The following is a 24,554-nucleotide window of genomic DNA, read 5'->3' as shown; positions in this document are numbered from 1 at the left end:
GGGAGGAACGTTCCGATCTGAGGAGAGACATGGCTGACACCCAGGTGCGCGAGAAGACCCCGGTCGACTTCTGGTTCGACCCGCTCTGCCCCTGGGCCTGGATGACCTCCCGCTGGATGCTCGAGGTCGAGAAGGTCCGTGACGTCGAGGTGCGCTGGCACGTGATGAGCCTCGCCGTGCTGAACGAGAACAAGCTCGACGAACTGCCCGAGCGCTACCGCGATCTGCTCGGCCCCAAGGGCTGGGCGCCCGTGCGCGTGGTCGTGGCCGCACAGCAGAAGTTCGGTGACGAGATCACCGGCAAGCTCTACACCGCGCTCGGCACCCGCTTCCACAACGAGGGCCAGGGCCCGACCCGCGAGGCGATCGCCGCGGCCCTGGACGAGGTGGGCCTGCCCGCCGAGCTGATCCACTACGCCGACTCCGACGAGTACGACGAGGTGCTGCGCGACTCCCACAACGACGGCATCGAGCGGGTCGGCCAGGAGGTCGGCACCCCGGTGATCTCGGTGCCCGGCGCCGGCGGCGAGGAGGTGGCCTTCTTCGGCCCGGTCGTCACCCCGGCCCCGCGCGGCGAGGCCGCCGCCCGCCTCTGGGACGGCACCCTGCTGGTCGCCTCCACTCCCGGTTTCTACGAGATCAAGCGCACCCGCACCCAGGGCCCGATCTTCGACTAACGGTCCGGTAGTTCACGGCGGTCGGCGAGGTCGACGGCCCGGTGGACGCAGAAGGCCCCCGCGAGTCACGTCCTCGCGGGGGCCTTCTGGTGAACACGCCCGCAAGTGAAGGTTGAGAAGACGATCACGAGTCGGACGGGCTTTCGGGGGTGCGATCAGCCCTTGACGGGGATCAGCAGCGGGGTGTTCGCCTTGGCGTCGGCGTAGCGCCCGGCCACGTCCTGCCAGTTGACGACGTTCCACATCGCCTCGATGAAGTCCACCTTCTGGTTCTTGTACTGCAGGTAGAAGGCGTGCTCCCAGGCGTCGAAGACCAGGATCGGAGTGCTGGCGACGCCGATGTTGCCCTGGTGGTCGTAGACCTGCTCGACGACCAGGCGCCCGCTGACCGGCTCGTACGCGAGCACGCCCCAGCCGGAGCCCTGCGTCGCGGAGGACGCGAAGGTCAGCTGCTTCCTGAACTTCGCGAAGGAACCGAAGGACTCGGTGATCGCGTCGGCCAGGTCGCCCAGACCGTCGGCCGCGGTGGGCTCGCCGCCGCCCTCGCCGGTCTTCGGGCTGGCCATGTTGTGCCAGTAGATGCTGTGCAGGATGTGGCCGGAGAGATGGAACGCGAGGTTCTTCTCCAGGCCGTTCAGCGCGCCCCAGTTCTCCTTGTCGCGCGCCTCCTCCAGCTGCTCCAGCGTGTTGTTGGCGCCCGCGACGTAGGCCGCGTGGTGCTTGTCGTGGTGCAGCTCGATGATCTGCGGGTTGATCACCGGCTCGAGAGCCGCGTAGTCGTAAGGAAGCTCAGGAAGCGTGTAGATGGCCATGCGTGTTATCCGGTCCCCTCGGCGTGCCAACTGCTTATTGCAATCAATGCGCAACTGCACGCTAGCAGTATCTATTCCGCAGCTCACGTAAGGGTTCCCTACCTGAAACGGAAGCGCGCCCCATGCGAAGGCATGGGGCGCGCCGGGGTCCGGGGGCGGGAGGGGGTCAGGCCCTGGCAGCCGCCCGGCGCTGCATCACGTATCCCGTGGCGGCCAGTGCGAGGGTCAGGCCGCCGGTGAAGACGACCTGGACGCGCGTGTCGTCGCCCATGGCCATCAGGACCAGGACCCCGGCCAGTCCGGCCAGCGCGACCCAGGTCAGATAGGGGAAGCCCCACATCTTCACGACCAGCTTCTCGGGGGCCTCGCGCTCCATGCGGCGCCGCAGCACGAACTGCGAGACGGCGATGAAGCCCCAGACGACGAGGATGACGCCGCCGACCATGTTCAGCAGCCAGGCGAAGAGGGTGTCCGGGTACCAGTAGGACAGCAGCACGGTGACGAAGCCGAAGCCGGAGGAGGCGAGGACGGCACGGCGCGGCACCCGGCCCGAGAGCTTGCCCAGCGCCTTGGGGCCCTGGCCGCGGGAGACGAGGGAGTAGGCCATGCGGGAGGAGCCGTAGATGTTCGCGTTCATCGCGGACAGCAGGGCGATCAGGATGACCACGTTCATGACCTGGCCTGCGTGCGGGATGCCCAGGTGGTCCAGGGTCGCCGCGTACGGGCCCTCGGTGGTGACCGCCGGGTCGTTCCACGGCAGCAGCGTGACGATGACCAGCATCGAGCCGACGTAGACGATCGCGATCCGCCACATGGTGGTCTTCACGGCCTTGGCGACGCCCCGGACCGGGTTGTCGGACTCGGCGGCCGCGATGGTCACCGTCTCCAGGCCGCCGTACGCGACGACGGAGGCGAGCAGGCCGACCAGCAGCCCGTCCACGCCGTTGGGCAGGAAGCCTCCGTCGTGGAGCAGGTTGGCGGAGCCGGGGGAGCCGGTGCCGGGCAGCACGCCCAGGACGGCCAGGACGCCCAGGCCGAGGAAGAGCCCGATGGCGCCGATCTTCAGGGCGGCGAACCAGAACTCGAACTCGCCGAAGTTGGAGACGGCGGCCAGGTTGGACCCGCAGAAGACCGCCATGAAGATCAGCACCCACATCCACGAGGGGGTGCCCGGGAGCCAGCTCGTCACGATGTGCGCCGCGCCGATGGCCTCGATGGCCACGCCCACGCACAGCAGGGTCCAGAACATCCAGCCGGCCGTGAACCCCGCCCACGGGCCGATGGCCCGGTCCGCGTGCACGGAGAAGGAGCCGGAGGCGGGGTTGGCGGCCGACATCTCGCCGAGCATCCGCATCACGAACATGACGAGCAGGCCCGAGGCGGCGTACGCGAGCACGATCGAGGGGCCGGCGGCCGCGATGCCGGCGCCGGAGCCCACGAAGAGGCCGGCGCCGATGACGCCACCGAGGGCGATCATCGAGAGGTGGCGCTGCTTGAGCCCGTTGCCGAGCGGCGAGAAGCCGCCGGATCCGGCGTCGGGCGTCGCCGGGCTCTGCTGCTCGGGCGGGGTCAGGGTGCTCTGGCTCATGGAAATGGTGCCTGTCCGGTGTGCGGGTGGACGGGGTGAGGTGTCCCAGTCTGCCCACTGTCCGTTTATCGGACATTCGATGTCCAAGATCCGGACACCGGTCTTACATGACGTGGTCGCCCGCGCGCTCAAGAGGAACGGGCCCGGGGCGAAAGCCCCGGGCCCGTTCCACTACCGCGTCCCGCCTCAGGACCGAACGGCCCGCTTCTCCCGGAGCTCGCGGAACCACGCCACCAGCAGCACCGCGGCCGCCGCTCCCGAGGACCACAGCAGCTGCGGCCGCGCCGAATCGTCGAACAGCATCAGGACCAGCACCGTGGCCATCCCGATCAGCGCCGCCCAGGTGGCGTACGGGAAGAGCCACATCGGCAGCGTCAGCCGCTCCGGCATGTCCCGCTCGATCCTCCGGCGCAGCTTCAGCTGCGAGACCGCGATCAGCGCCCACACGAAGAGCAGCACCGCGCCCACCGCGTTGAGCATGTAGAGGAAGATCGTGTCCGGCCACAGCAGGTTCAGCACCACCGAGACGAACCCGAAGGCCACCGAGGCGAAGACCGCCCTGCGCGGCACCCCGCCGGAGGAGACCTTCAGCAGGGACTTCGGCGCCTCGCCCCGCTCCGCCAGCGAGAACACCATGCGCGAGGACCCGTACAGGTTGGCGTTGAGCGCCGACAACAGGGCCACGAAGATCACGATGTCCATGATCTGGCCGGCGTGCGGGATGCCGATCGAGTCGAGGACGGCCACGTACGGGCTCTGGCCCGGTTCGAGGGAATCCCACGGCAGCAGGCTCACGATGACCAGCATCGAACCCACGTAGAAGAAGAGGATGCGCCAGACGGCGCTGCGCACCGCGCGGGCCACGGACCGGGCCGGGTCGTCCGACTCGGCGGCCGCGATGGTGACGACCTCCAGGCCGCCGAAGGCGAAGACGACGGCCAGCATGCCGGCCACCACCCCGCTCGCCCCGTTCGGGAAGAACCCGCCCTGGCCGGTCAGATTGGCCATGCCGACCGGGTCCGTGTCGGGCAGGAGGCCGAAGACGGCCAGCGTGCCGAGGATCAGGAACAGCACGATCGCGCCGACCTTCAGGGCGGCGAACCAGAACTCGAACTCACCGAAGTTGCGCACCGCGGCCAGGTTGCTCACGGTGAAGACCACCATGAACACGAGCACCCAGACCCACTGGTCCACCGAGGGCAGCCAGCCGTTCGCGATCTTCGCCGCCGCGGTCGCCTCCACGGCCAGCACCACGACCAGCAGGAACCAGTACAGCCAGCCCGCCGAGAAGCCGGCCCAACGGCCCAGCGCCTTCTCGGCGTAGACGGAGAACGAGCCGGAGGCGGGCATCGCCGCCGACATCTCGCCGAGCGCCCGCATCACCAGCATCGCCAGGATGCCCGCGAGCAGGTACGAGCAGATGATCGCGGGACCGGCGATGGTGATGCCCGCACCGGAGCCGACGAACAGCCCGGCGCCGATCACGCCGCCGAGGCCCAGCATGGTCAGGTGGCGCTGCTTGAGGCTGTGGCTCAGGGGTTCCGGTGGCAGATCGTCCACGGAGGGGGGCGGGTCGGGCAGGCGGTCGCGCATGAGGGGTGCTCGTACTCTCTGTGGCCTGGTGGCGGTGGGGGGCCGCGAGGATTGGAGGGACCCCACAGTCTCCCCGGAGAGTGTCCATCCGCGCAAAACGGACGTCTAGTGGCTAGTGGGTCGTGATACGGATCACTTCAACTCGGGCGCCGAGCGGGGTCTTTGTGCAATCCCCACCAAAGCGGGGAGCGTGGCTTTGTCCCGGGCGACGCTGGGGCGGCGCCGGTCCCGGGACTAACGTCGGTGATCGTCCTTCTCGCCACGATCTTCGCGGAGCCCCCGTCATGAGCACTGCTTCCGTCCCCTTCCGGCCCGGCGCCGTCCTCGCCGACCTGCTGCCCGCGAGCCGCGTCCGCGACATCGCGCTCGTCGTCGGCGGAGCCGCGCTCACCGGTCTGGCCGCGCAGATCGCCGTCCCCGTCCCCGGCTCGCCGGTACCCGTCACCGGCCAGACCTTCGCCGCACTCCTGGTCGGCACCGCCTTCGGTGCCCGCCGCGGTTTCCTCTCGCTCGCCCTCTACGCCCTCGTCGGCATGGCCGGCGTGCCGTGGTTCGCGGGCGGCGCCTCCGGCGCGGGCGGGGCCTCCTTCGGCTACGTGCTCGGCATGCTGCTCGCCGCCACCGTGGTCGGCGCCCTCGCGCGGCGCGGATCCGACCGCTCGGTCCTGCGCACCGCGGGCACGATGGTGTTGGGCTCCGCCGTCATCTACGGCGTCGGCGTCCCGTACCTCGCGCTGTCCACCGGGATGTCCTTCGGTGCGGCCGTCGCGGCGGGGCTGACGCCCTTCCTGATCGGCGACGCGCTCAAGGCCGCGCTGGCGATGGGCGTGCTGCCGGCCGCGTGGAAGCTGGTGGGCCGCCGCGGCTGACGCCGCACGCGGATCGCCCTACGGAACCGCGGGGCCGGCGTCCCCGGCCCGGAGGGCCGCCGCTTCGATCAGGGTCCAGCCGTCGATCTCCACCGGCCGGCGCTCCCGCGGCTGCCAGCCGCGGGCCAGGGCCTCGTCCAGCAGGGCCCGTACGGCGCCCGGTCGGTGCAGGTTGAGGTCGGCGCCCCGGGTGAGGCCCACGTCCCCGGAGCCCAAGGGGGCCCCGCCCGAGACGTACCGGCCGGGGCCCTCGGCGAAGACGACGCGCAGCGGGCCGCCGCTGCCGGACGGCTGCGGGGACAGGGTGAGGATCTCGCGGCAGTCCACGGCCCGGCCGTCCTCGTCCCTGCGGTGACGGTGCCTCATCGTCCACATGTAGACGCGCCCGTCGGCGACCAGTCGGCGCGGCTTCTTCTCGTTGCGGGGCACGGGGCCGAGGTTACGCGGCCCGGCGCGCGCACCGGGAGGGGACGGCGGCAGCCCCGGACCGTGAGCACGGTCCGGGGCTGCTCGCGTCGTTCCTGCGTTCCAGCGTTCCTGCGTTCCCGCGATTACGCGGAGAGGCGCGCGGCGGCCTTGCGGCGCACGTCGCGGACCACGCCGATGACGATCACCACGGCCGCCACCAGCAGCGACAGCAGGACGGTCTCGCGGTTGTCCTTGTCGTAGACCATGTAGCCCAGGACGAAGGTGATCATCGCGGCGGTGGCCCAGGTCAGGTACGGGAAGAACCACATCTTCACCGTCACCTTCTCCGGCGCCTCGCGCATCAGGATCCCGCGCATCCGCAGCTGGGTCAGGCAGATCACCAGCCACACGAACAGCGCGATGGCGCCCGAGGCGTTCAGCAGGAAGCTGAAGACGGTTTCCTTGAAGGCGTAGTTGAAGTAGACGGCGACGAAGCCGAAGACCACCGAGCCCAGGATCGCGGCCTTGGGCACGCCCCGCTTGGTCACCTTGGCGAAGGCCTTCGGCGCGTCACCGCGCTCGCCCAGCGAGAAGGCCATGCGGGAGGCGGTGTACAGCCCCGAGTTCAGGCAGGACAGCACGGCCGTCAGCACGATCACGTTCATGATCTGGCCGGCGTGCGCGATGCCGATCGAGTCCAGGGCGGCGACGTACGAGCCCTTCTCGGTGATCGACTTGTCGTTCCACGGCAGCAGGGTCAGGACGATGAAGATCGATCCCAGGTAGAAGACGCCGATGCGCCAGATCACCGAGTTGGTGGCCTTGGTGACCGCGCGCCGCGGGTCCTCGGACTCTCCGGCGGCCAGCGTGACGATCTCGCTGCCCATGAAGGAGAAGACGACCATCAGCACGCCGGTGAGGACCGAACCCCAGCCGTTCGGCATGAACCCGCCGGTGTCGGTGAGGTGCGCGAAGCCCGCGCCCGGGTTGTCGGAGCCCGGCAGCACGCCGAAGACGGCGAGCATGCCGATGACCACGAAGCCGCCGATGGCGACGACCTTGATGCCGGCGAACCAGAACTCGAACTCGCCGTACGAGGCGACCGAGCCGAGGTTGGTGACCGTCAGCACCGCCATCACGATCAGGGCCCAGGCCCACTGCGGGACGGCCGGCACCCAGCCTTCGAGGATCACGGCCCCGGCGGTGGCCTCCACGGCCAGCACGACGACCCAGAAGAACCAGTACAGCCAGCCGATGGAGAAACCGGCCCAGCGGCCGAGCGCGCGGTCGGCGTACGCGGAGAAGGACCCGGAGTTCGGGCTGGCGGCGGCCATCTCGCCCAGCATCCGCATGACGAAGACGACCATCGCGCCGACCAGCGCGTAGGAGATCAGGATGGCGGGGCCGGTCTTGGCGATACCGCCGCCGGAGCCGACGAAGAGGCCGGCGCCGATGACGCCGCCGATGGCGATCATGGACAGGTGGCGGTTCTTGAGACCGGCCTTGAGACCGTGGGAGGGCTGGGCGTCGCCGGGGTTGCCGGTGGGGTCGCCTGCCTTCTGAAGGGTCGTCGTGGAACTCATGGACGGATCCTTAGGGTTCTCGGGGTGCGAGCCCGGGCATTCAAACCTGAGATGAACGCAGGGCGGAAGACCCCAATCCGGATCGTTGCGATGGGGCGAACGTCCAGGACCTCGGTCCTGCCGTGTCCCATCTGCGTCCTTTGGGTTTACTTGAGCTTTAGAAGTGACTTACGCGACACCCGCTGCGGCCCGTCCGGGGTGCTCGTGCCACACTCGACCCATGCGCGTGTACCTCGGATCCGACCATGCCGGCTTTGAGCTCAAGAACCACCTGGTGGACTGGCTCAAGAACAACGGCCACGAGCCCGTCGACTGCGGGCCCCACATCTACGACGCGGTGGACGACTACCCGCCGTTCTGCCTGCGCGCCGCGGAGCAGACCGCCGCGGACGCCGACGCCCTCGGCATCGTGATCGGCGGCTCCGGCAACGGCGAGCAGATCGCCGCGAACAAGGTCAAGGGCGTCCGCGCCATCCTGGCCTGGAGCGTCGAGACCGCGAAGCTCGGCCGCGAGCACAACAACGCCAACGTCATCTCCGTCGGTGGTCGGATGCACACGCAGGACGAGGCCGTCTCCTTCATCGAGGCGTTCCTGGCGACCCCGTACTCCGGCGAGGAGCGCCACACCCGGCGCATCGACATGCTCTCCGCCTACGAGACCACCGGCGAGCTGCCCCCGATCCCGGCGCACCACCCGCAGGGCTGATCCCGCTTCCGGCCGTGCCGCCTCCAGGGGCTGCACGGCCGGTTTTTCTTTTCCGAGGAGTACCGCCGTGCCCGAGGGGCATACGATCCACCGGCTCGCCCAGGACCACACCGAGCGCTTCGCCGCCCGCACGGTCCGCGTGAGCAGCCCCCAGGGCCGGTTCGCCGAGAGCGCGGCCCTGCTCGACGGCCGCGAGCTGGAATCGGCCGAGGCGCACGGCAAGCATCTGTTCCTGGAGCTCGGCGACGCCTGGGTCCACATCCACCTCGGCCTCTTCGGCAAGCTCGGTTTCGGGCCTGCCCCGGCCCCGCCGGCCACCGACACGGTCCGGCTGCGGTTGCTGAACGAGGAGCACTACGCCGACCTGCGCGGCCCCACCGCCTGCGCGCTGATCGGCGAGGGCGAGAAGAAGGCGATACACGACCGCCTCGGCCCGGACCCGCTGCGCCCGGCCGACGACCCGGACAGCGCCTGGGCCCGGATCTCCCGCTCCCGCACCACCGTCGCCGCCCTGCTGATGGACCAGAAGATCGTCGCGGGCGTCGGCAACGTCTACCGCGCCGAGGTCCTCTTCCGGCACGGCATCGACCCGTACCGGCTCGGCAAGGACCTGACCCGCCGCGAGTGGGACGCGATCTGGGCCGATCTGGTGCTGCTCATGCGCGAAGGCGTGCGCAACAACCGGATCGACACCGTGCGCGACGAGCACCTCCCGGAAGCCATGGGCCGCCCGCCGAGGGTGGACGACCACGGCGGCGAGGTGTACGTCTACCGGAGGGCGAACATGCCCTGCCACATCTGCGGGGGCGAGATCCGCACCGCCGGTCTCGCCGCCCGCAACCTCTTCTGGTGCCCGGGGTGTCAGACCCGCTAGAAGCCGTGCGGCAGCCAGGGGGCCACATCACCGGCGAAGCCCCGTGACGCCGCCGCCAGTGCCCCCGCGCGGACCTCGCGTACCAGGCCGGCCGCGGCCAGCGAGTGCAGGGTCGTGCCGCCCAGGTACGCCGCACCGAGCTCCCGTACCGACAGTTCCAGGTCGGCCGGGTCCTCCGTCCGGGTACAGACGGCCGCCCCGTCCGCCCCGGCAAAGAGCCGCCAGCGCCCCGCGTTCCACGGGCAGAACGTGTCCTCGACCTCCAGCACCACGTCCAGCGGAGCCCCGTAGGTCCGCGCGGCCAGCGCCGCCGGCAGGTCCACGAGCCGTACGTGCAGCGAGTCGCGCAGCAGTGCCCGCGACCGCCGGACGTCGGTCACCAGGTGGAGGAGCGCATCGTCCGCCGGCCGCTTGTGGGCCCGGACGGTCCAGGTCAGGTCGACGGAGAACACGTACCGCCACAGCGCCGCGTACGCCGTCGGATCCAGCGCGTCGAGATCGACGACCTGCACCTTGCCGTCCGAGCCGGCCAGCTCCCAGTCGGGCGTGACCCGGTAGCGGGCGTACCCGACCACCTCGCCGTCCGCCCGCTCGGCGACCACGCACTTCAGCGGCGAGGCGCCCTTGCGGTCCGACTCCGGGTCCAGCAGCGACAGCAGCTCCCAGCCCGGCTGCCGGGCCGGCATCCCGGGACGGCCCGCGACCAGCGCCGCGTAGACCCGCTCGCAGTCGGCCAGCGCCTTGCGCGGATCGACCAGCCGCAGCCGGATGTCGTCGGTCCCCGGCGGCACCGAGAGGCGTACCCGAGTGGTGTCGATCTCCACCGACATCGAGTACGCGGCGGTCCCGTAGCCGAAGCGACCGTAGATCGCCGGATCCGAGGCCGTCAGCACGGCGAGCGGTTCACCACCCGCACGGACGTCGTCCAATTGCCGGCGCATCAGGGAGCTGAGCACGCCCTGCCTGCGGTGGGTGGGGGAGACGCCCACCATCGTGACCCCGGCGGCGGGTACGAGCGCCCCGCCCGGCACGGAGAGGCGGAAGGAGAAGGCCCCGGCCGAGCCGACGCAGGTCTCGCCGTCCCAGACGCCCAGGGAGCGCTCCGTCTCGGTGAGGGACCGGTACAGCTCCCGCTCCTCCGGGGATTCCGGGACCCCACCGAACGCCAGTTCCAGATGGTCGTACCAGACATCCCACTCATCAGCTTGCAAAACGCGCATCTCAAGAGCCATACGGCCATCCCTATCAGGGCAATCCGTCCCGGTCGATCTCTTTTCGGTTGCCGATGGGCCCATCTCAGGGGGTACCCCTGCGCGGGCACAGCCAGGATGGATAGGGTCCCGAAGCAATGGCCGGAGCACGTGTGGAGACTCTCCTGGCCCGGACGCGCATGCTGTCGCACCGGGCCCGCACCGCCCTGCGCAAATCCGCCGTGGACTACTTCCGCGGCGACGCCTCCGACTGGCTCGCCTTCGGCGGGCTGCTGCTCACCATTCCCGCCATCGCCTGCGGAACCCTGATGCTGCCGGTCTGGTTCTCGCCCTCCGCGCTGGTCCTGCCGATCGTGGCGGGCGGCCTGCTGCTGCGCCCCGCCAGCCTCCTCGCCCTGTACGCGGCCTCCGCGGCCGCGCTCATCGTCGAAGCCCTGGTCCTCGGGCCGTACACCCAGGGCCCCGCCCGGGTCACCCCCGGCACCGTGCTGGTCGTCGCCGCCTGCGGGTTCTTCGGGCTGGTCATCGCCCAGTTCCGCAGCCGCGTCGGGGTGCCCTGGCGGCGCGGCGGCACCATGCTCTTCGACCTGCGCGAACGCATCCGGGTCCAGAGCAAGCTGCCCGCCCTGCCGCGCGGCTGGCACCGGGAGATGGCCCTGCGTCCGGCCGGCGGCCAGTCCTTCTCCGGCGACTTCGTGGTCGCCGCCCGCACCAACGGCGGCCGCACCCTGGAGATCGTCCTCACCGACGTCTCCGGCAAGGGCATGGAGGCGGGCTCCCGCGCCCTCCTGCTGTCCGGAGCCTTCGGCGGCCTGCTCGGCGCCCTGCCCCCGCACGGGTTCCTGCCCGCCGCCAACGGCTACCTCCTGCGCCAGGACTGGGACGAGGGCTTCGCCACCTCCATCCACCTGGTCCTGGACCTGGAGACCGGCGACTACGAGCTCCTCTCCGCCGGGCACCTGCCCGCCCTCCAGCTCAGCGCGGGCACCGGCCGCTGGCAGGAGGTCTCCGGCGAGGGCCCGCTGCTCGGCGTCTACGACGGAGCCGAATTCGAACCGGCCCGCGGGAACCTGCGGCGCGGCGACGTCCTGATGCTCTTCACCGACGGCCTCGTCGAAACCGCCGAACGCGACATCAGCGAGGGCATGGACCGCCTCACCGGCGAGGCCGACCGCTACGTCTCCGCCGGCTGGGAAGGCGCGACCTGGCACCTGATCGAAAAGGTCGCCAAGGACGTCAACGACGACCGCGCGCTCCTCCTGATCCGCCGCGATCCCTTCTGACGCGACCCTCGCGCGGCTGCGCCGGCGGAAGGGTGGGTAGGGGACAAGCCCCGCAGGGCCGGGGGTTTCCCCCACCGCCGGCCCGCCAGCCTCCGCCATGGCCGCAGGCCACCACCGCTCCGTAGCGTCGGATACACGATCACCACCGGGCGGTCGACCGACACGGAAGGCGGCACACCATGGGGCTCCGCAGGAGCAAGCGGCAGCACGAGGACCAGCCGACGGCGGCGCACCACGGCAGCACCCCGGCCGTCGAACTGCGCGGGGTCCAGCGGAGGTACGGCCACGGATCCACCGCCGTCCACGCGCTGCGCGGCATCGACCTCACCCTGCCCCGCGGCAGCTTCACCGCGGTGATGGGCCCCTCCGGCTCCGGCAAGTCCACCTTCCTCCAGTGCGCCGCGGGACTCGACCTCCCCACCGAGGGCTCGGTCCGCCTCGGCGGCACCGAGATCACCGGCATGAACGAGAACCAGCTCACCGAGCTCCGGCGCAGCCGCCTCGGCTTCGTCTTCCAGGCCTTCAACCTGCTGCCGTCCCTCACCGTCGAGCAGAACGTCCTGCTCCCGATGCGCCTGGCCGGCGGCCGCCAGGACACCGCGCGCGCCGCCGACCTGCTCGCCCGCGTCGGCCTGGAGGGCAAGGGCCGGCGCCGCCCGGCCGAACTCTCCGGAGGCCAGCAGCAGCGCGTGGCCATCGCCCGCGCCCTGGTCACGCGCCCCGACGTGGTCTTCGCCGACGAGCCCACCGGAGCCCTAGACACCACCACCGCTTCCGATGTGCTCGGGCTGCTCCGCACCGCCGTGGACACCCTCGGCGCCACCGTCGTCATGGTCACCCACGACCCGGCGGCCGCCGCCCACGCCGACCAGGTGCTCTTCCTCGCCGACGGCCTGATCGCGGACCGGCTCCCGCGCAGCTCCGCCGACACGATCGCGGCCCGGATGACCACCCTCACCGCCCGCCCGGTGCTCGCGGGAGCCGCCGCCTGACGTCAGCGCGCCAGTGCCGTCCAGGGGCCGATCCCGAGCTTCCCCGTGTTCCCCAGGTCGACCGGCCTGGTGAGCCGCAGCACCAGCTTCGGCGCGCCGGGCCGGGGGACGACCTCCAGGACCCATCCCTCCGCCGCGACCACATCCGTCTGCGTGACGAGGTTGCGCCACACCATCGGCATGTACGCCGCCTTCCCCGGCGCGATGACCACCTCCCGCGGGGGTGCGTCCACGTTCGGCGCCCCGGTGGTGATGCCCGCCGTGCCGTGCTCCACGGCCACCTCCACGGGCGCCTGCGCCTTGTCGAGCAGCCGCAGCTGCGGATACCCCTCCACCACGTAGGGCTGCGCCCCGCAGTTGACCAGCTGCACGGACTCCGCCCGCAACCCCATCGCGGCGCTCCCGTCCCCCTCGACCAGCCGCACCCCGCCCTCGGGACACTCGGCCTCGGCTCCGGTCCCGGTACTGGTTCCGGCCGTGGACCCCGGCCCGGAACCCGCCGCCGCCCCCGTACGGGGCTTCCCCGACGGGGTGCCGGTCGGCCCCGGAGCCGCCGGGGGTGCCGGCGGGGTGTCGCACCCCGCCAGCACCGTCACCAGAACTCCCGCCCCGCCCAGGACCCGCCCCCACCGTTTCCAAGTCATCCCCCGACCCTACGGCGGGGCGGATCCGCCGCAGCCGCCCCGCCGGAGCGCGCGGCACGGCCTTCCGGGCCACTCGCCCCGGATTGGCCGGTCCCGCGGGCCCCGGGGGCGCCTACCGTGCCCCCATGGACCGCACCCTCGCCGCCGACCTCGCACGCCTCCCCGAACTGCTCGACGCCACCCGCGACGCCGCCGCCGCGACCCTCTCGGCACTGGACGCGCGTCCCGTCGTACCGCCGGGCCGAGGCGGGCCCCCGGCTCCGGAGCCGCTCCCCGAGCACGGGACGGGCACCGAGGAGGCCCTCGCCGCCTTCGCCGGACGCTGGGCCCCGCGGCTGTCGGCCTCCGCCGGCCCCCGCTACCTGGGCTTCGTCACCGGCGGCGCCACCCCCGCCGCGCTCGCGGGGGACTGGCTGACCGCGGTGCACGACCAGAACTCCAACTCCACCCTCGACGGCGGCGGTCAGGACCTCGAACGCGAAACCGTCGGCTGGCTCCGCGAGCTCTTCGGCCTCTCCGACGCGCACACCGGGACCTTCGTCAGCGGCGCCACCATGTCCAACACCACCGGCCTCGCCATCGCCCGCGAATGGCTGGGCGAACGCCTGGGAGTCTCCCCGTCCGAGGACGGCGCGGCCGCGCTCGGCCCGGTCCGGGTCCTGTCCGGCGCCCCGCACTCCTCCATCGCCAAGGCCCTCTCCGTCCTCGGCCTGGGCCGCCGCGCCCTGGTCCCCGTACCGACCCTCCCCGGCCGCGAGGCCGTCGACCCGGCGGCCCTGGAACGCGCCCTCGCCGACCAGCCGGGCCGCCCCGTCGTCGTCGTCGCGAACGCCGGCACCGTCAACACCGTGGACTTCGACGATCTGCGGGCCGTCGCGGCCCTGCGCGAACGCCACGACTTCTGGCTGCACACGGACGCCGCCTTCGGCGCGTTCGCCGCGCTCTCCCCGCAACACGCCCACCTCACCGCCGGACTCGACGCCTCCGACTCCGTCTGCGTCGACCTCCACAAGTGGCTCAACGTCCCCTACGACAGCGCCGTGCAGTTCACCCGCCGCCGCGACCTCCAGGCCCGCGTCTTCCAGAACGCCGCCGCCTACCTGGGTCCCCTCGGCGACCATCCCGACCTGGTGCACCTCACTCCGGAGAACTCCCACCGGCTGCGCGCGCTGGCCGCCTGGTTCACGCTGCGCGCGTACGGCCGCGAGGGCCACCGGGAGATCGTCGAACGGGACGTCGCCTGCGCCCGCTCCCTCGGCGAGTCCCTGTCAGGGGACCCGTCCTTCAGGGTCCTCGCCCCGGTCCGCATGAACGTCGTCTGCTTCACTCTTGCCGAGGCCCCCACCGCGGCCCGGCTCACCGCTCTGCGCGAAGCGGTCGGATCCGAGGTGTTCCTCACCCCCACCGTCTACGCGGGAACCCCCGCCCTGCGCGCCGCGTTCTCCAACTGGCGTACCACGCAGGCGGATGTGAGCCGGGTGGCGCGGGCCCTGCAGACCGCGGCGAAGGAGCTCGGATGACCGATCGGCACCACCCGACACCCCCGACACGCCCGACACCCCCGACACGCCCGACTTCCCCGACACGCCCGACTTCCCCGACACGCCCGACACGCCCGACACCCCTGACCCTCGCCGAAATCGAGGCCCTGGCCCGAGCCGCGCACGAGGGCCAGACCGACAAGGCCGGCCGGCCGTACTCGGAACACCTGGCGGCCGTGGCCGAAGGAGTCCGCGCCCGGGGCGGGACGGACGCACAGCGGGCGGCGGCCTGGCTCCACGACTCGATCGAGGACGACGCCCTCACCCCGGCCTGGCTGGAATCCGCGGGACTCCCGCAGTCCGTCAAGGAAATGGTCCTCGCCCTGACCAAACGCCCCGGCGAGCCGGTCGAGGAGTACGTGGCCCGCATCCTCGCCACCCCGGGCGCCCTGCTCGTCAAGGAAGCCGACCTCGCGCACAACGCGGACCCGGCCCGCCTCGCGGTCCTCGACGCCCCGACCCGGGAGCGACTGTCCGCTAAGTACCGCTATGTCCGCTCCCTTCTGGGTCTTGCGACCCCCTGAGACAAATGCGCCACTGTCGATTCGTCACGGGACGGATAGCCGGGGCGTGTTGGTGGGAGGATGGTCCATGTGGGGGTACGCCTGATCGTGCCCCGGGCCGACCAGGGGACGACCGAAGGTGTGATCAGAAGTGGCCATTTCGCTGTCAGTAGTGGTTCTGTTGGCGATCATCCTCGTGGTGCTCGTCCGCGGGAATCACCTCAAGGCCGGCCCCGCGATCGTCGCGGTCCTCTTCGGCTTCTTCCTGGCGTCCAGCTCCATCGCCCCGGACGTCAACAACTTCCTGGACTCCCTCGCGACCACGATCGCCGGCATCAAACTCTGATCGAGGACCCGGGATCGAAGGCCTGTCGAAAGCCTGTTGAAGGCTGGGGACAGGGGCCGTGAACGCATCAGGGCCAGGTCGAGGAAAAATCCTCTGACCTGGCCCTGAGCCGTAGAGAGCGGGCGACGGGAATCGAACCCGCGTAGCTAGTTTGGAAGACTAGGGCTCTACCATTGAGCTACGCCCGCACAGCATGCGCCGCGACTCCGGAAAGCGCGGCACGGACAGCATCCTAGCGGGTCGAGGCGGGGCAATGCACACAACATTGCGGGCCCGCGTGTGGGCGGGTCCGGGGGTTCCGTGGAAACACCGCACAACAAAGGGTCTTCGGGCATGTACCCTACGTGTCGCACCGACGGGGTGTGGCGCAGCTTGGTAGCGCGTCCGCTTTGGGAGCGGAAGGTCGTCGGTTCGAATCCGGCCACCCCGACCACGCAGTCTCTTCAGCAGACCTCGCGTTGATGATCGCGTTGTGGGCTGATTGCCGCTTGCGGTTACTATGCAAGCTGCGTGCCCGTGTGTCTGATGTACCGGGCCCGATCCAACGAACCGCTGAATCACAGCGTGACGGCGGAGACCCCCAGCAGTCAGCCACAAGGAGACCAAACCGTGAAGAGCGCCGTGGAGACCCTGAACCCGACTCGGGTTCGGCTCACTGTTGAGGTGCCCTTCGAGGAGCTCAAGGACAGCCTCGACGCGGCCTACAAGAAGATCAACCAGCAGGTCACGGTGAAGGGCTTCCGCAAGGGCAAGATCCCCGCCCGGGTCATCGACCAGCGCTTCGGCCGCGGTGCGGTGCTGGAGGAGGCCGTCAACGACGCCCTCCCGAAGTTCTACACCGAGGCGGTCAACGAGGCCGACCTGAACCCGCTGGGCCAGCCCGAGGTCGACATCACGGAGCTGAAGGACGGCGAACTGCTGACCTTCACCGCCGAGGTCGACATCCGCCCCGCGATCGAGATCCCGGACTACTCCGGCATCGAGGTCACCGTGGACGCCGTCGAGGTCTCGGACGAGGACGTCGAGAAGTCGGTCGAGCAGCTGCGCGGCCGCTTCGCGTCCACCAAGGACGTCGAGCGCGCGGCCGAGGACGGCGACGTCGTCACCATCGACCTCGAAGCCAAGGTCGACGGCGAGGTGCTGGAGGACGGTGTCGCCCAGGACGTCTCCTACACCATCGGCTCCGGTGAGCTTCTCGAAGGCATCGACGAGGCCGTCAAGGGCCTGGAGGCCGGTGGCGAGGCCACCTTCACCTCCCAGCTGAAGGGCGGCTCCGCCGAAGGCAAGGACGCCGAGGTCACCGTCAAGGTCACCAAGGTCCAGGCCCGTGAGCTGCCGGAGCTGGACGACGAGTTCGCCGGTCTGGCGAGCGAGTTCGACACCCTCGAAGAGCTCAAGGCCGACAGCCGCAAGCGCCTTGAGAACATGAAGCAGTACGACCAGGCCACGCAGGCCCAGGAGCGCGTCCTGGAGAAGCTGCTGGAGCTCGTCGAGGTCCCGATCCCCGAGAAGCTCCTCGCGGACGAGGTCCAGACCCGCAAGCACAACCTCGAGCACCACCAGCTCGGCCAGATGGGCCTGTCCATCGAGAAGTACCTCGAGATCCAGGGCAAGACGGTCGAGGAGTTCGACGCCGAGACCGCCGAGCAGGCGATCAAGGGCATCAAGACCCAGTTCGTCCTCGACGAGCTGGTCAACAAGGAGAAGCTGAACGTCAACCAGGAGGAGCTCACCGAGCACCTCATGCGTCGCGCCGCTTCCTCCGGCATGTCCCCCGACCAGTTCGCCCAGGCCGTCGTCGAGGGTGGCCAGGTTCCGATGCTCGTCGGCGAGGTCGCCCGCGGCAAGGCCCTCGCGGCCGTCGTCGAGGCCGCCAAGGTCACCGACACCAACGGTGAGGTCGTCGACCTCTCGGACGACGAGGACGACGAGAACGCGGTCGAGCAGGCCGCCGAGACCGTCGAGAACGTGGTCGAGGCCGACGGCGAGATCGCGGCCGACGAGGCCAAGTAACACCTGCCGGGCCACGCCGGGGCACACCCCCGGAGCGGTACCGGAGCACGGCCCGAAGGGCCCGTACGCGGCTGCGTGCGGGCCCTTCGGCATCCCCGCCGGGGACCCCCGGGACCTTGCGCTCCGAGCGAACAGTTCGGGAAGCGGGATGGCGTTGTCCTACCTGCGCGTTAGGGTCCATGAATACGAGGGCACGGGAGTACCCGACGCCGGCGGACATCGTCCGCACGGTTGGTCCGCGCCCCAGAACGAGACGCTGAGACGGCACATGGCCGTCGGAGACGAGCAGGTGGATACGTGACGAATCTGAAGCCTTACGCCGCGGGTGAGCCGTCCATCGGTGGCGGCCTCGGCGACCATGTCTACAACCGGCTGCTCGGCGAGCGCATCATCTTCCTCGGCCAGCAGGTCGACGACGACATCGCCAACAAGATCACCGCGCAGCTCCTGCTCCTGGCCGCCGAGCCGGAGAAGGACATCTACCTGTACATCAACAGCCCCGGTGGTTCGGTGACGGCCGGCATGGCGGTCTACGACACCATGCAGTACATCCCGAACGACGTCGTCACCATCGGTATGGGCATGGCGGCCTCCATGGGCCAGTTCCTGCTCACCGGCGGCACCCCGGGCAAGCGCTTCGCGCTCCCCAACACCGACATCCTGATGCACCAGGGCTCCGCCGGCATCGGCGGCACCGCCTCGGACATCAAGATCCAGGCCCAGTACCTGCTGCGCACGAAGCAGCGCATGGCTGAGATCACCGCCCACCACTCCGGCCAGACCGTGGAGACGATCATCCGCGACGGCGACCGCGACCGCTGGTACACGGCGCAGGAGGCCAAGGACTACGGCCTCATCGACGAGATCATCTCCGCCGCGTCCCTGGTCCCCGGCGGCGGCGGCACCGGGGCCTGATCCCGGCCCCGGCGCGCAGGGCCCCGTAGAGGGGCCCGCCCGCCCGCACCAGGCAAGCCTCAGCCCGCAGAACGCCACCAGGATGGTGAACACCCAGATGCACATGAACAATCTCTCTCCCGCCAGCGGCCTCTACACCGGCGCACCGGTGGACAACCGCTACGTCGTGCCGCGCTTCGTCGAGCGCACCTCGCAGGGCGTGCGCGAGTACGACCCGTACGCGAAGCTCTTCGAGGAGCGCATCATCTTCCTCGGCGTGCAGATCGACGACGCCTCCGCCAACGACGTCATGGCGCAGCTGCTGTGCCTGGAGTCGATGGACCCGGACCGCGACATCTACCTGTACATCAACAGCCCCGGTGGCTCCTTCACCGCGCTGACGGCGATCTACGACACGATGCAGTTCGTGAAGCCGGACATCTCGACGGTCTGCATGGGCCAGGCGGCCTCCGCCGCCGCGGTCCTGCTCGCCGCGGGTGCCCCGGGCAAGCGCATGGCGCTCCCGAACGCCCGCGTGCTGATCCACCAGCCCTCCGGTGGCACCGGCCGCGAGCAGCTCTCCGACCTGGAGATCGCGGCCAACGAGATCCTGCGCATGCGCGACCAGCTGGAGAACATGCTGGCCCTGCACTCCTCGACGCCGATCGAGAAGATCCGCGACGACATCGAGCGCGACAAGATCCTGACGGCCCAGGACGCTCTGGCGTACGGCCTGATCGACCAGGTCGTCGCCACCCGCAAGACTTCGAACTGATCCTTGCCGCCAGTTGGCGTGGGCACGTCGCCGGATTGGGCGATGTGAACCACGTCAAGGGGGCCCCGCACGGGGCCCCCGGCAAGGTACCGTCGGATATGAGGCACCAGGAGCGCTGAACCAGGCGTCTCCCAGGCGAAGGGGAAGCACCTCGTGGCACGCATCGGTGACGGCGGCGACCTGCTCAAGTGCTCGTTCTGCGGAAAGAGCCAGAAGCAGGTGAAGAAGCTCATCGCGGGACCCGGTGTGTACATCTGCGACGAGTGCATCGACCTCTGCAACGAGATCATCGAAGAGGAACTCGCGGAGACCTCCGAGGTCCGCTGGGAAGAACTTCCCAAGCCTCGTGAGATCTACGAGTTCCTGGAGAGCTACGTCGTCGGCCAGGAGCCGGCGAAGAAGGCGCTCTCCGTGGCGGTGTACAACCACTACAAGCGCGTCCAGGCCGGCGAGAACGGCGGCGCGCAGGGACGCGACGACGCGATCGAGCTCGCGAAGTCCAACATCCTGCTGCTGGGCCCCACGGGCTCGGGCAAGACGCTGCTGGCCCAGACGCTCGCCCGGATGCTCAACGTCCCGTTCGCCATCGCGGACGCGACGGCGCTGACGGAGGCCGGGTACGTCGGCGAGGACGTCGAGAACATCCTGCTCAAGCTGATCCAGGCCGCTGACTACGACGTCAAGAAGGCCGAAACCGGGATCATCTACATCGACGAGATCGACAAGGTCGCCCGCAAGAGCGAGAACCCGTCGATCACGCGCGACGTGAGCGGTGAGGGCGTGCAGCAGGCCCTCCTGAAGATCCTGGAAGGCACGACCGCTTCCGTACCGCCGCAGGGCGGCCGCAAGCACCCGCACCAGGAGTTCATCCAGATCGACACGACGAACGTGCTGTTCATCGTGGGCGGCGCCTTCTCCGGCCTGGAGCGGATCATCGAGTCCCGCGCCGGCGCCAAGGGCATCGGCTTCGGGGCGACGATCCGCTCGAAGCGCGAGATCGAGGCGAGCAACCAGTTCCAGGAGGTCATGCCGGAGGACCTGGTGAAGTTCGGGATGATCCCCGAGTTCATCGGCCGTCTCCCCGTCATCACCTCGGTGCACAACCTGGACCGCGAGGCCCTGCTCCAGATCCTCATCGAGCCGCGCAACGCGCTGGTCAAGCAGTACCAGCGGCTGTTCGAACTCGACGGCGTCGAGCTGGACTTCGAGCGCGAGGCCCTCGAAGCCATCGCCGACCAGGCGATCCTTCGCCAGACCGGCGCGCGCGGCCTGCGCGCCATCATGGAAGAGGTCCTGATGTCGGTGATGTACGAGGTCCCGTCCCGCAAGGACGTGGCCCGCGTGGTCATCACCTCGGACGTGGTGCGCTCCAACGTCAACCCGACGCTGGTCCCGCGGATCGTCCCGAAGGACCAGGGCCCGCACGAGAAGTCGGCGTAGCCGCCGACCAGGTACGCGTACGCAGAAGGGGCGCCCCCGGCCGGGGGCGCCCCTTCTGCGTGGGACCGCGAGCCGTCCGCTACTTCTTGACGCGGGCGGTGTTGTAGAGCTTCGCGGTGAGGTCCGCGGTCTGCTCCAGGGTGTAGCCCTTCTTGCCGGCGAGGAGGGAAGCCACGTCGCTGGCGCTGACCATGCTCAGGGTGCTGTAGTCACCCCAGATGCAGATCGGCAGGGTCATCTCCTTCGGCCCCTTCTCCGTGGTGCTGGTGCCCGTGGAGGTCATCTTCATCTCCTGGCACTTCATCACCGCGCCCTTGAAGCCGGCCGGGGTCATGGCCTTAGGGCTCCCGATCAGCTCCACCGAGAAGGACTTGTCCTTGCCGGCGTTGAGCTTGGCCATGGCGAAGTACGCGTCCACGGCCTTCTCTGGGTCGGCGATGTCGCCGTAGAGACCGGAGAAGTTCAGGCCCTTGGCGGTCAGCGGGTTCTTCGGGTCACCGGACTGGTAGTTCATGCCGACCTGGGTGGGGTTCTTGATGCCCACCCCCTCGGCTTCCTTCTTGTCCTTGTCGCTGAAGTCCTTGGCCTTGTAGTTCGGGTCCTTCTTGAACTCGTTGACCGACTCCGGCGCCACCAGCTTGTAGCCCTTGGTGTCGGCGGAGATCGAGGCGGAGGCGCCGCCGCCCTTCGTGAAGTACCAGCCGGCGCCCGCGACCACGGCGACCGCCACGACCACCGCGATGATGACGCCGGCCTTGGACTTCTTCGGGGGAGTGCCGCCGTACGGAGGCTGCTGCGGGTAGCCGCCGTACGGGGGCTGCTGCTGCGGCTGCTGCGGGTAGCCCTGCGGCGGGACCCCGGGGGGAGCCTGCTGCGGGTATCCGTAGCCGGGCTGCGGGGCGGGCTGCTGGCCGTAGGGGTTGGGCTGCCCGTAGGGTCCCGGCTGCTGCGGCTGCTGCCCGTAAGGCCCCGGCTGCTGCGGCTGCTGGCCCCCGTACGGCCCTGGCTGGTTGTAGCTCATCCCGCGTCCCCCTATGAGGTTGCTTATTCGTCCCACACATCCTTGCGGAAGCCTGAGCCGCACAAGGCCCCGGGCCCCTGGAAAGCCGGTTTCATGACTGGACTGTTACCGCTCTAAACTGTGCCCCGTGACCGAGAACACGCAGACACCCAGCAGCCCTGACACCGAACTGCCGACCGCCTACGCGCCGGCCGACGTAGAGGGGAAGCTCTACGAGCGCTGGGTAGAGCGTGGCTACTTCGAGGCGGACGAGAAGAGCGAGAAGCCCCCGTACGCCATCGTCATCCCGCCGCCGAACGTCACCGGAAGCCTCCACCTGGGGCACGCCTTCGAGCACACGCTGATCGACGCCCTCACCCGCCGCAAGCGCATGCAGGGCTACGAGACCCTGTGGCAGCCGGGCATGGACCACGCGGGCATCGCCACCCAGAACGTCGTCGAGCGCGAGCTCGCCAAGGAGGGCAAGTCCCGCCACGACCTGGGCCGCGAGGCGTTCGTCGAGCGCGTCTGGCAGTGGAAGGGCGAGTCCGGCGGCCAGATCTCCGGACAGATGCGCCGCCTCGGCGACGGCGTCGACTGGTCGCGCGAGCGGTTCACCATGGACGAGGGCCTGTCCGAGGCCGTCCAGACCATCTTCAAGAAGCTCTACGACGACGAGCTGATCTACCGCGCCGAGCGCATCATCAACTGGTGCCCCCGCTGCCTCACCGCGATCTCCGACATCGAGGTCGAGTACCAGGACGACGACGGCGAGCTCGTCTCCATCCGCTACGGCGAGGGTGACGCGTCCATCGTCGTAGCCACCACCCGCGCCGAGACGATGCTGGGTGACACGGCCGTCGCCGTCCACCCCGACGACGAGCGCTACAAGCACCTCGTCGGCACCGAGATCGAACTGCCGCTCACCGGCCGCCGCATCCCGGTCGTCGCCGACGAGCACGTCGACCCCGAGTTCGGCACCGGCGCCGTCAAGGTGACCCCGGCGCACGACCCGAACGACTTCGAGATCGGTCAGCGCCACGGTCTGCCCAACCTCGCCGTCATGGACGAGCACGCCGTCATCACCGTCCACGGCCCCTTCCAGGGTCTGGACCGGCTGGAGGCCCGCTCCGCCATCGTCGCCGCGCTGCGCGCCGAGGGCCGGATCGTCGCCGAGAAGCGTCCGTACACCCACTCGGTCGGCCACTGCTCCCGCTGCAAGACCACCATCGAGCCCCGCCTCTCGCTCCAGTGGTGGGTCAAGGTCGGCCCGCTCGCCAAGGCCGCCGGTGACGCGGTCCGCGACGGCCGGGTCAAGATCCACCCGCAGGAGATGGAGAAGCGCTACTTCGACTGGGTCGACAACCTCCACGACTGGTGCATCTCGCGCCAGCTGTGGTGGGGCCACCGCATCCCGGTCTGGTACGGCCCGAACGGCGAGATCGTCTGTGTCGGCCCCGACGAGCAGCCGCCGACCGGCGAGGGCTGGACCCAGGACACGGACGTCCTGGACACCTGGTTCTCCTCCGGCCTGTGGCCGTTCTCCACGCTCGGCTGGCCGCAGCAGACCGACAGCCTGGCGAAGTTCTACCCGAACGCCGTGCTGGTCACCGGCTACGACATCCTCTTCTTCTGGGTCGCCCGGATGATGATGTTCGGCCTGTACGCGATGGACGGCACCCCGCCGTTCGGCACCATCGCCCTGCACGGCATGGTCCGCGACGAGCGCGGCAAGAAGATGTCGAAGTCCTTCGGCAATGCGGTCAACCCGCTGGACTGGATGGACAAGTACGGTTCCGACGCGGTCCGCTTCACGCTGGCCCGCGGCGCCAACCCCGGTGTCGACGTCCCGATCGGCGAGGACTGGGTCCAGGCCTCCAGCAAGTTCGCCAACAAGATCTGGAACGCCACCCGCTTCGCGATGATGAACGGCGCCACGATCGAGGGCGAGCTGCCGCCGGTCGAGGAGCTGTCCGCCACCGACCGCTGGGTGCTGTCCCGTCTGAACAAGACGGTCGAGCAGGTCGATGCGTACTACGAGGACTACCAGTTCTCGAAGCTGTCGGACGCCCTCTACCACTTCGCGTGGGACGAGGTCTTCGACTGGTACGTCGAGCTGTCGAAGACGACGTTCTTCGCGGGCGGCGAGCAGGCCAAGGTCTCCGGCCGGGTCCTCGGCGAGGTCCTCGACGTCATGCTCCGGCTGCTGCACCCGGTGGTCCCCTTCGTCACCGAGACGCTGTGGACCACGCTGACCGGCGGCGAGTCCCTCGTGATCGCCGAATGGCCGAAGGACAGCGGCTTCCGCGACGCGGCCGCCGAGGCCGAGATCGAGGGCGTCCAGAGCCTCGTCCGGGAGGTCCGCCGGTTCCGCAAGGAGCAGGGCCTCGACGACAAGCAGAAGGTTCCGGCCCGCCTGGACCTGTCGGCCACCGCGCTGGCCGCCCACGAGGCCGCCATCCGCCAGGTGCTGCGCCTCCAGCCGGAGGGTGACGAGTTCAGCGCCACCGCGACCCTCCCGGTCGGCGGCGCCACCGTCGCACTCGACCTGTCGGGCACCATCGACATCCCGGCCGAGCGCAAGCGGCTCAGCAAGGACCTGGCCGCCGCCGAGAAGGAGAAGCAGCAGGCCGAGGCGAAGCTCGGGAACGAGGCGTTCATCGCCAAGGCCCCCGACAACGTCGTGGACAAGATCAAGGGCCGCCTGACCAAGGCCGAGGCGGACATCGCCCGGCTCCAGGCACAGCTGGAAGCGCTGCCCGCCGCCTAGCGGTCCGGTGGCGCCGTAGAGCGCAAGCGAAG

General features: G+C 70.1%; 22 protein-coding genes and 2 tRNA genes. 15 read left to right on the top strand and 9 right to left on the bottom strand.

Translation table 11 applies throughout. The features are described 5' to 3' along the window. Positions 1-29: 29 nt before the first annotated feature. The gene (locus tag AC3IYJ_RS13765) at positions 30-677 is read left to right on the top strand and encodes a mycothiol-dependent nitroreductase Rv2466c family protein (protein ID WP_489401584.1); all 648 of its coding nucleotides are present in this window, start codon (positions 30-32) and stop codon (positions 675-677) included. A 155-nt stretch (positions 678-832) separates the two neighbouring features. Here AC3IYJ_RS13765 and AC3IYJ_RS13760 read toward each other — a convergent pair whose 3' ends face one another. The 3 genes from AC3IYJ_RS13760 to AC3IYJ_RS13750 all read right to left on the bottom strand — a co-directional run bounded on the left by AC3IYJ_RS13760 (position 833) and on the right by AC3IYJ_RS13750 (position 4,670). After that, entirely contained in the window at positions 833-1,489 is a 657-nt protein-coding gene (locus AC3IYJ_RS13760) for a superoxide dismutase (RefSeq protein ID WP_489401583.1), read from the bottom strand. Positions 1,490-1,655: 166 nt separating this feature from the next. Next, on the bottom strand, positions 1,656-3,077 hold the full coding sequence (locus AC3IYJ_RS13755) for an amino acid permease (RefSeq protein ID WP_489401582.1): 1,422 nt from the start codon (positions 3,075-3,077) through the stop codon (positions 1,656-1,658). A 186-nt stretch (positions 3,078-3,263) separates the two neighbouring features. After that, positions 3,264-4,670, bottom strand: coding sequence for an amino acid permease (locus AC3IYJ_RS13750; RefSeq protein ID WP_489401581.1), 1,407 nt, complete (start codon positions 4,668-4,670; stop codon positions 3,264-3,266). 284 nt (positions 4,671-4,954) lie between these two features. On the opposite strand from AC3IYJ_RS13750, the gene AC3IYJ_RS13745 reads away from it, so the two are divergent. Beyond that, a complete protein-coding gene (locus AC3IYJ_RS13745; protein ID WP_489401580.1) occupies positions 4,955-5,539 on the top strand; it encodes a biotin transporter BioY in 585 nt (194 codons plus the stop codon). A gap of 18 nt (positions 5,540-5,557) precedes the next feature. Here AC3IYJ_RS13745 and AC3IYJ_RS13740 read toward each other — a convergent pair whose 3' ends face one another. Both AC3IYJ_RS13740 and AC3IYJ_RS13735 read right to left on the bottom strand, forming a co-directional pair. Then, positions 5,558-5,968: a hypothetical protein gene (locus AC3IYJ_RS13740; RefSeq protein WP_489401579.1), complete on the bottom strand. Its 411-nt coding sequence runs from the start codon at positions 5,966-5,968 to the stop codon at positions 5,558-5,560. Between the two features lie 122 nt (positions 5,969-6,090). Beyond that, the gene (locus AC3IYJ_RS13735) at positions 6,091-7,530 is read right to left on the bottom strand and encodes an amino acid permease (protein WP_489401578.1); all 1,440 of its coding nucleotides are present in this window, start codon (positions 7,528-7,530) and stop codon (positions 6,091-6,093) included. Positions 7,531-7,750: 220 nt separating this feature from the next. On the opposite strand from AC3IYJ_RS13735, the gene AC3IYJ_RS13730 reads away from it, so the two are divergent. Then, complete coding sequence (locus AC3IYJ_RS13730) at positions 7,751-8,236, top strand: ribose-5-phosphate isomerase (protein WP_489401577.1); 486 nt, start codon at positions 7,751-7,753, stop codon at positions 8,234-8,236. A 67-nt stretch (positions 8,237-8,303) separates the two neighbouring features. Further along, a complete protein-coding gene (locus AC3IYJ_RS13725; RefSeq protein ID WP_489401576.1) occupies positions 8,304-9,110 on the top strand; it encodes an Fpg/Nei family DNA glycosylase in 807 nt (268 codons plus the stop codon). Here AC3IYJ_RS13725 and AC3IYJ_RS13720 read toward each other — a convergent pair. Further along, positions 9,107-10,342 carry a GNAT family N-acetyltransferase gene (locus AC3IYJ_RS13720; protein WP_489401575.1) on the bottom strand — a complete coding sequence of 412 codons (1,236 nt, stop codon included), beginning with the start codon at positions 10,340-10,342 and terminating at the stop codon, positions 9,107-9,109. The two genes, AC3IYJ_RS13725 and AC3IYJ_RS13720, sit on opposite strands and share 4 nt — an antisense overlap. Positions 10,343-10,458: 116 nt before the next feature. On the opposite strand from AC3IYJ_RS13720, the gene AC3IYJ_RS13715 reads away from it, so the two are divergent. Both AC3IYJ_RS13715 and AC3IYJ_RS13710 read left to right on the top strand, forming a co-directional pair. After that, complete coding sequence (locus AC3IYJ_RS13715; RefSeq protein ID WP_489401574.1) at positions 10,459-11,604, top strand: SpoIIE family protein phosphatase; 1,146 nt, start codon at positions 10,459-10,461, stop codon at positions 11,602-11,604. Between the two features lie 179 nt (positions 11,605-11,783). Beyond that, positions 11,784-12,596 carry an ABC transporter ATP-binding protein gene (locus AC3IYJ_RS13710; RefSeq protein ID WP_489401573.1) on the top strand — a complete coding sequence of 271 codons (813 nt, stop codon included), beginning with the start codon at positions 11,784-11,786 and terminating at the stop codon, positions 12,594-12,596. 2 nt (positions 12,597-12,598) lie between these two features. On the opposite strand, the gene AC3IYJ_RS13705 is transcribed toward AC3IYJ_RS13710, so the two are convergent. Then, complete coding sequence (locus tag AC3IYJ_RS13705; protein ID WP_489401572.1) at positions 12,599-13,240, bottom strand: DUF4232 domain-containing protein; 642 nt, start codon at positions 13,238-13,240, stop codon at positions 12,599-12,601. A gap of 125 nt (positions 13,241-13,365) precedes the next feature. Here AC3IYJ_RS13705 and AC3IYJ_RS13700 point away from each other — a divergent pair, with 125 nt between their 5' ends. From AC3IYJ_RS13700 to AC3IYJ_RS13690, 3 genes are all read left to right on the top strand, one after another. Then, entirely contained in the window at positions 13,366-14,760 is a 1,395-nt protein-coding gene (locus tag AC3IYJ_RS13700; RefSeq protein WP_489401571.1) for a pyridoxal phosphate-dependent decarboxylase family protein, read from the top strand. Next, a complete protein-coding gene (locus AC3IYJ_RS13695) occupies positions 14,757-15,305 on the top strand; it encodes an HD domain-containing protein (protein WP_489401570.1) in 549 nt (182 codons plus the stop codon). The genes AC3IYJ_RS13700 and AC3IYJ_RS13695 overlap by 4 nt, the downstream gene beginning before the upstream one ends. Positions 15,306-15,435: 130 nt before the next feature. Then, on the top strand, positions 15,436-15,630 hold the full coding sequence (locus AC3IYJ_RS13690; protein ID WP_330296402.1) for a hypothetical protein: 195 nt from the start codon (positions 15,436-15,438) through the stop codon (positions 15,628-15,630). A 117-nt stretch (positions 15,631-15,747) separates the two neighbouring features. Here AC3IYJ_RS13690 and AC3IYJ_RS13685 read toward each other — a convergent pair. Beyond that, positions 15,748-15,818 (bottom strand) — tRNA-Gly (locus AC3IYJ_RS13685). Positions 15,819-15,986: 168 nt separating this feature from the next. Here AC3IYJ_RS13685 and AC3IYJ_RS13680 point away from each other — a divergent pair. The 5 genes from AC3IYJ_RS13680 (at position 15,987) to clpX (ending at position 20,752) form a co-directional block, all read left to right on the top strand. Further along, positions 15,987-16,063 (top strand) — tRNA-Pro (locus tag AC3IYJ_RS13680). 176 nt (positions 16,064-16,239) lie between these two features. Next, positions 16,240-17,643, top strand: coding sequence for a trigger factor (gene tig / locus AC3IYJ_RS13675; RefSeq protein ID WP_489401569.1), 1,404 nt, complete (start codon positions 16,240-16,242; stop codon positions 17,641-17,643). Positions 17,644-17,940: 297 nt separating this feature from the next. Beyond that, positions 17,941-18,558 (top strand): ATP-dependent Clp protease proteolytic subunit, encoded by a 618-nt coding sequence (locus AC3IYJ_RS13670; protein WP_254383059.1) that lies wholly within the window; start codon positions 17,941-17,943, stop codon positions 18,556-18,558. Between the two features lie 82 nt (positions 18,559-18,640). Next, positions 18,641-19,312 carry an ATP-dependent Clp protease proteolytic subunit gene (locus tag AC3IYJ_RS13665; RefSeq protein WP_328298620.1) on the top strand — a complete coding sequence of 224 codons (672 nt, stop codon included), beginning with the start codon at positions 18,641-18,643 and terminating at the stop codon, positions 19,310-19,312. Positions 19,313-19,465: 153 nt separating this feature from the next. Further along, complete coding sequence (gene clpX / locus AC3IYJ_RS13660; RefSeq protein ID WP_489401568.1) at positions 19,466-20,752, top strand: ATP-dependent Clp protease ATP-binding subunit ClpX; 1,287 nt, start codon at positions 19,466-19,468, stop codon at positions 20,750-20,752. A gap of 79 nt (positions 20,753-20,831) precedes the next feature. Here clpX and AC3IYJ_RS13655 read toward each other — a convergent pair whose 3' ends face one another. After that, a complete protein-coding gene (locus tag AC3IYJ_RS13655) occupies positions 20,832-21,773 on the bottom strand; it encodes a hypothetical protein (RefSeq protein ID WP_489401567.1) in 942 nt (313 codons plus the stop codon). 127 nt (positions 21,774-21,900) lie between these two features. Here AC3IYJ_RS13655 and AC3IYJ_RS13650 point away from each other — a divergent pair, with 127 nt between their 5' ends. Continuing rightward, positions 21,901-24,522 (top strand): valine--tRNA ligase, encoded by a 2,622-nt coding sequence (locus AC3IYJ_RS13650; RefSeq protein ID WP_489401566.1) that lies wholly within the window; start codon positions 21,901-21,903, stop codon positions 24,520-24,522. Positions 24,523-24,554: the final 32 nt, after the last annotated feature.

The sequence above is a fragment of the Streptomyces sp. GL_140 genome (assembly GCF_057834465.1).
Note: the sequence above shows the minus strand (reverse complement) of the source record. Positions and strands in the feature narration are given on the sequence as shown.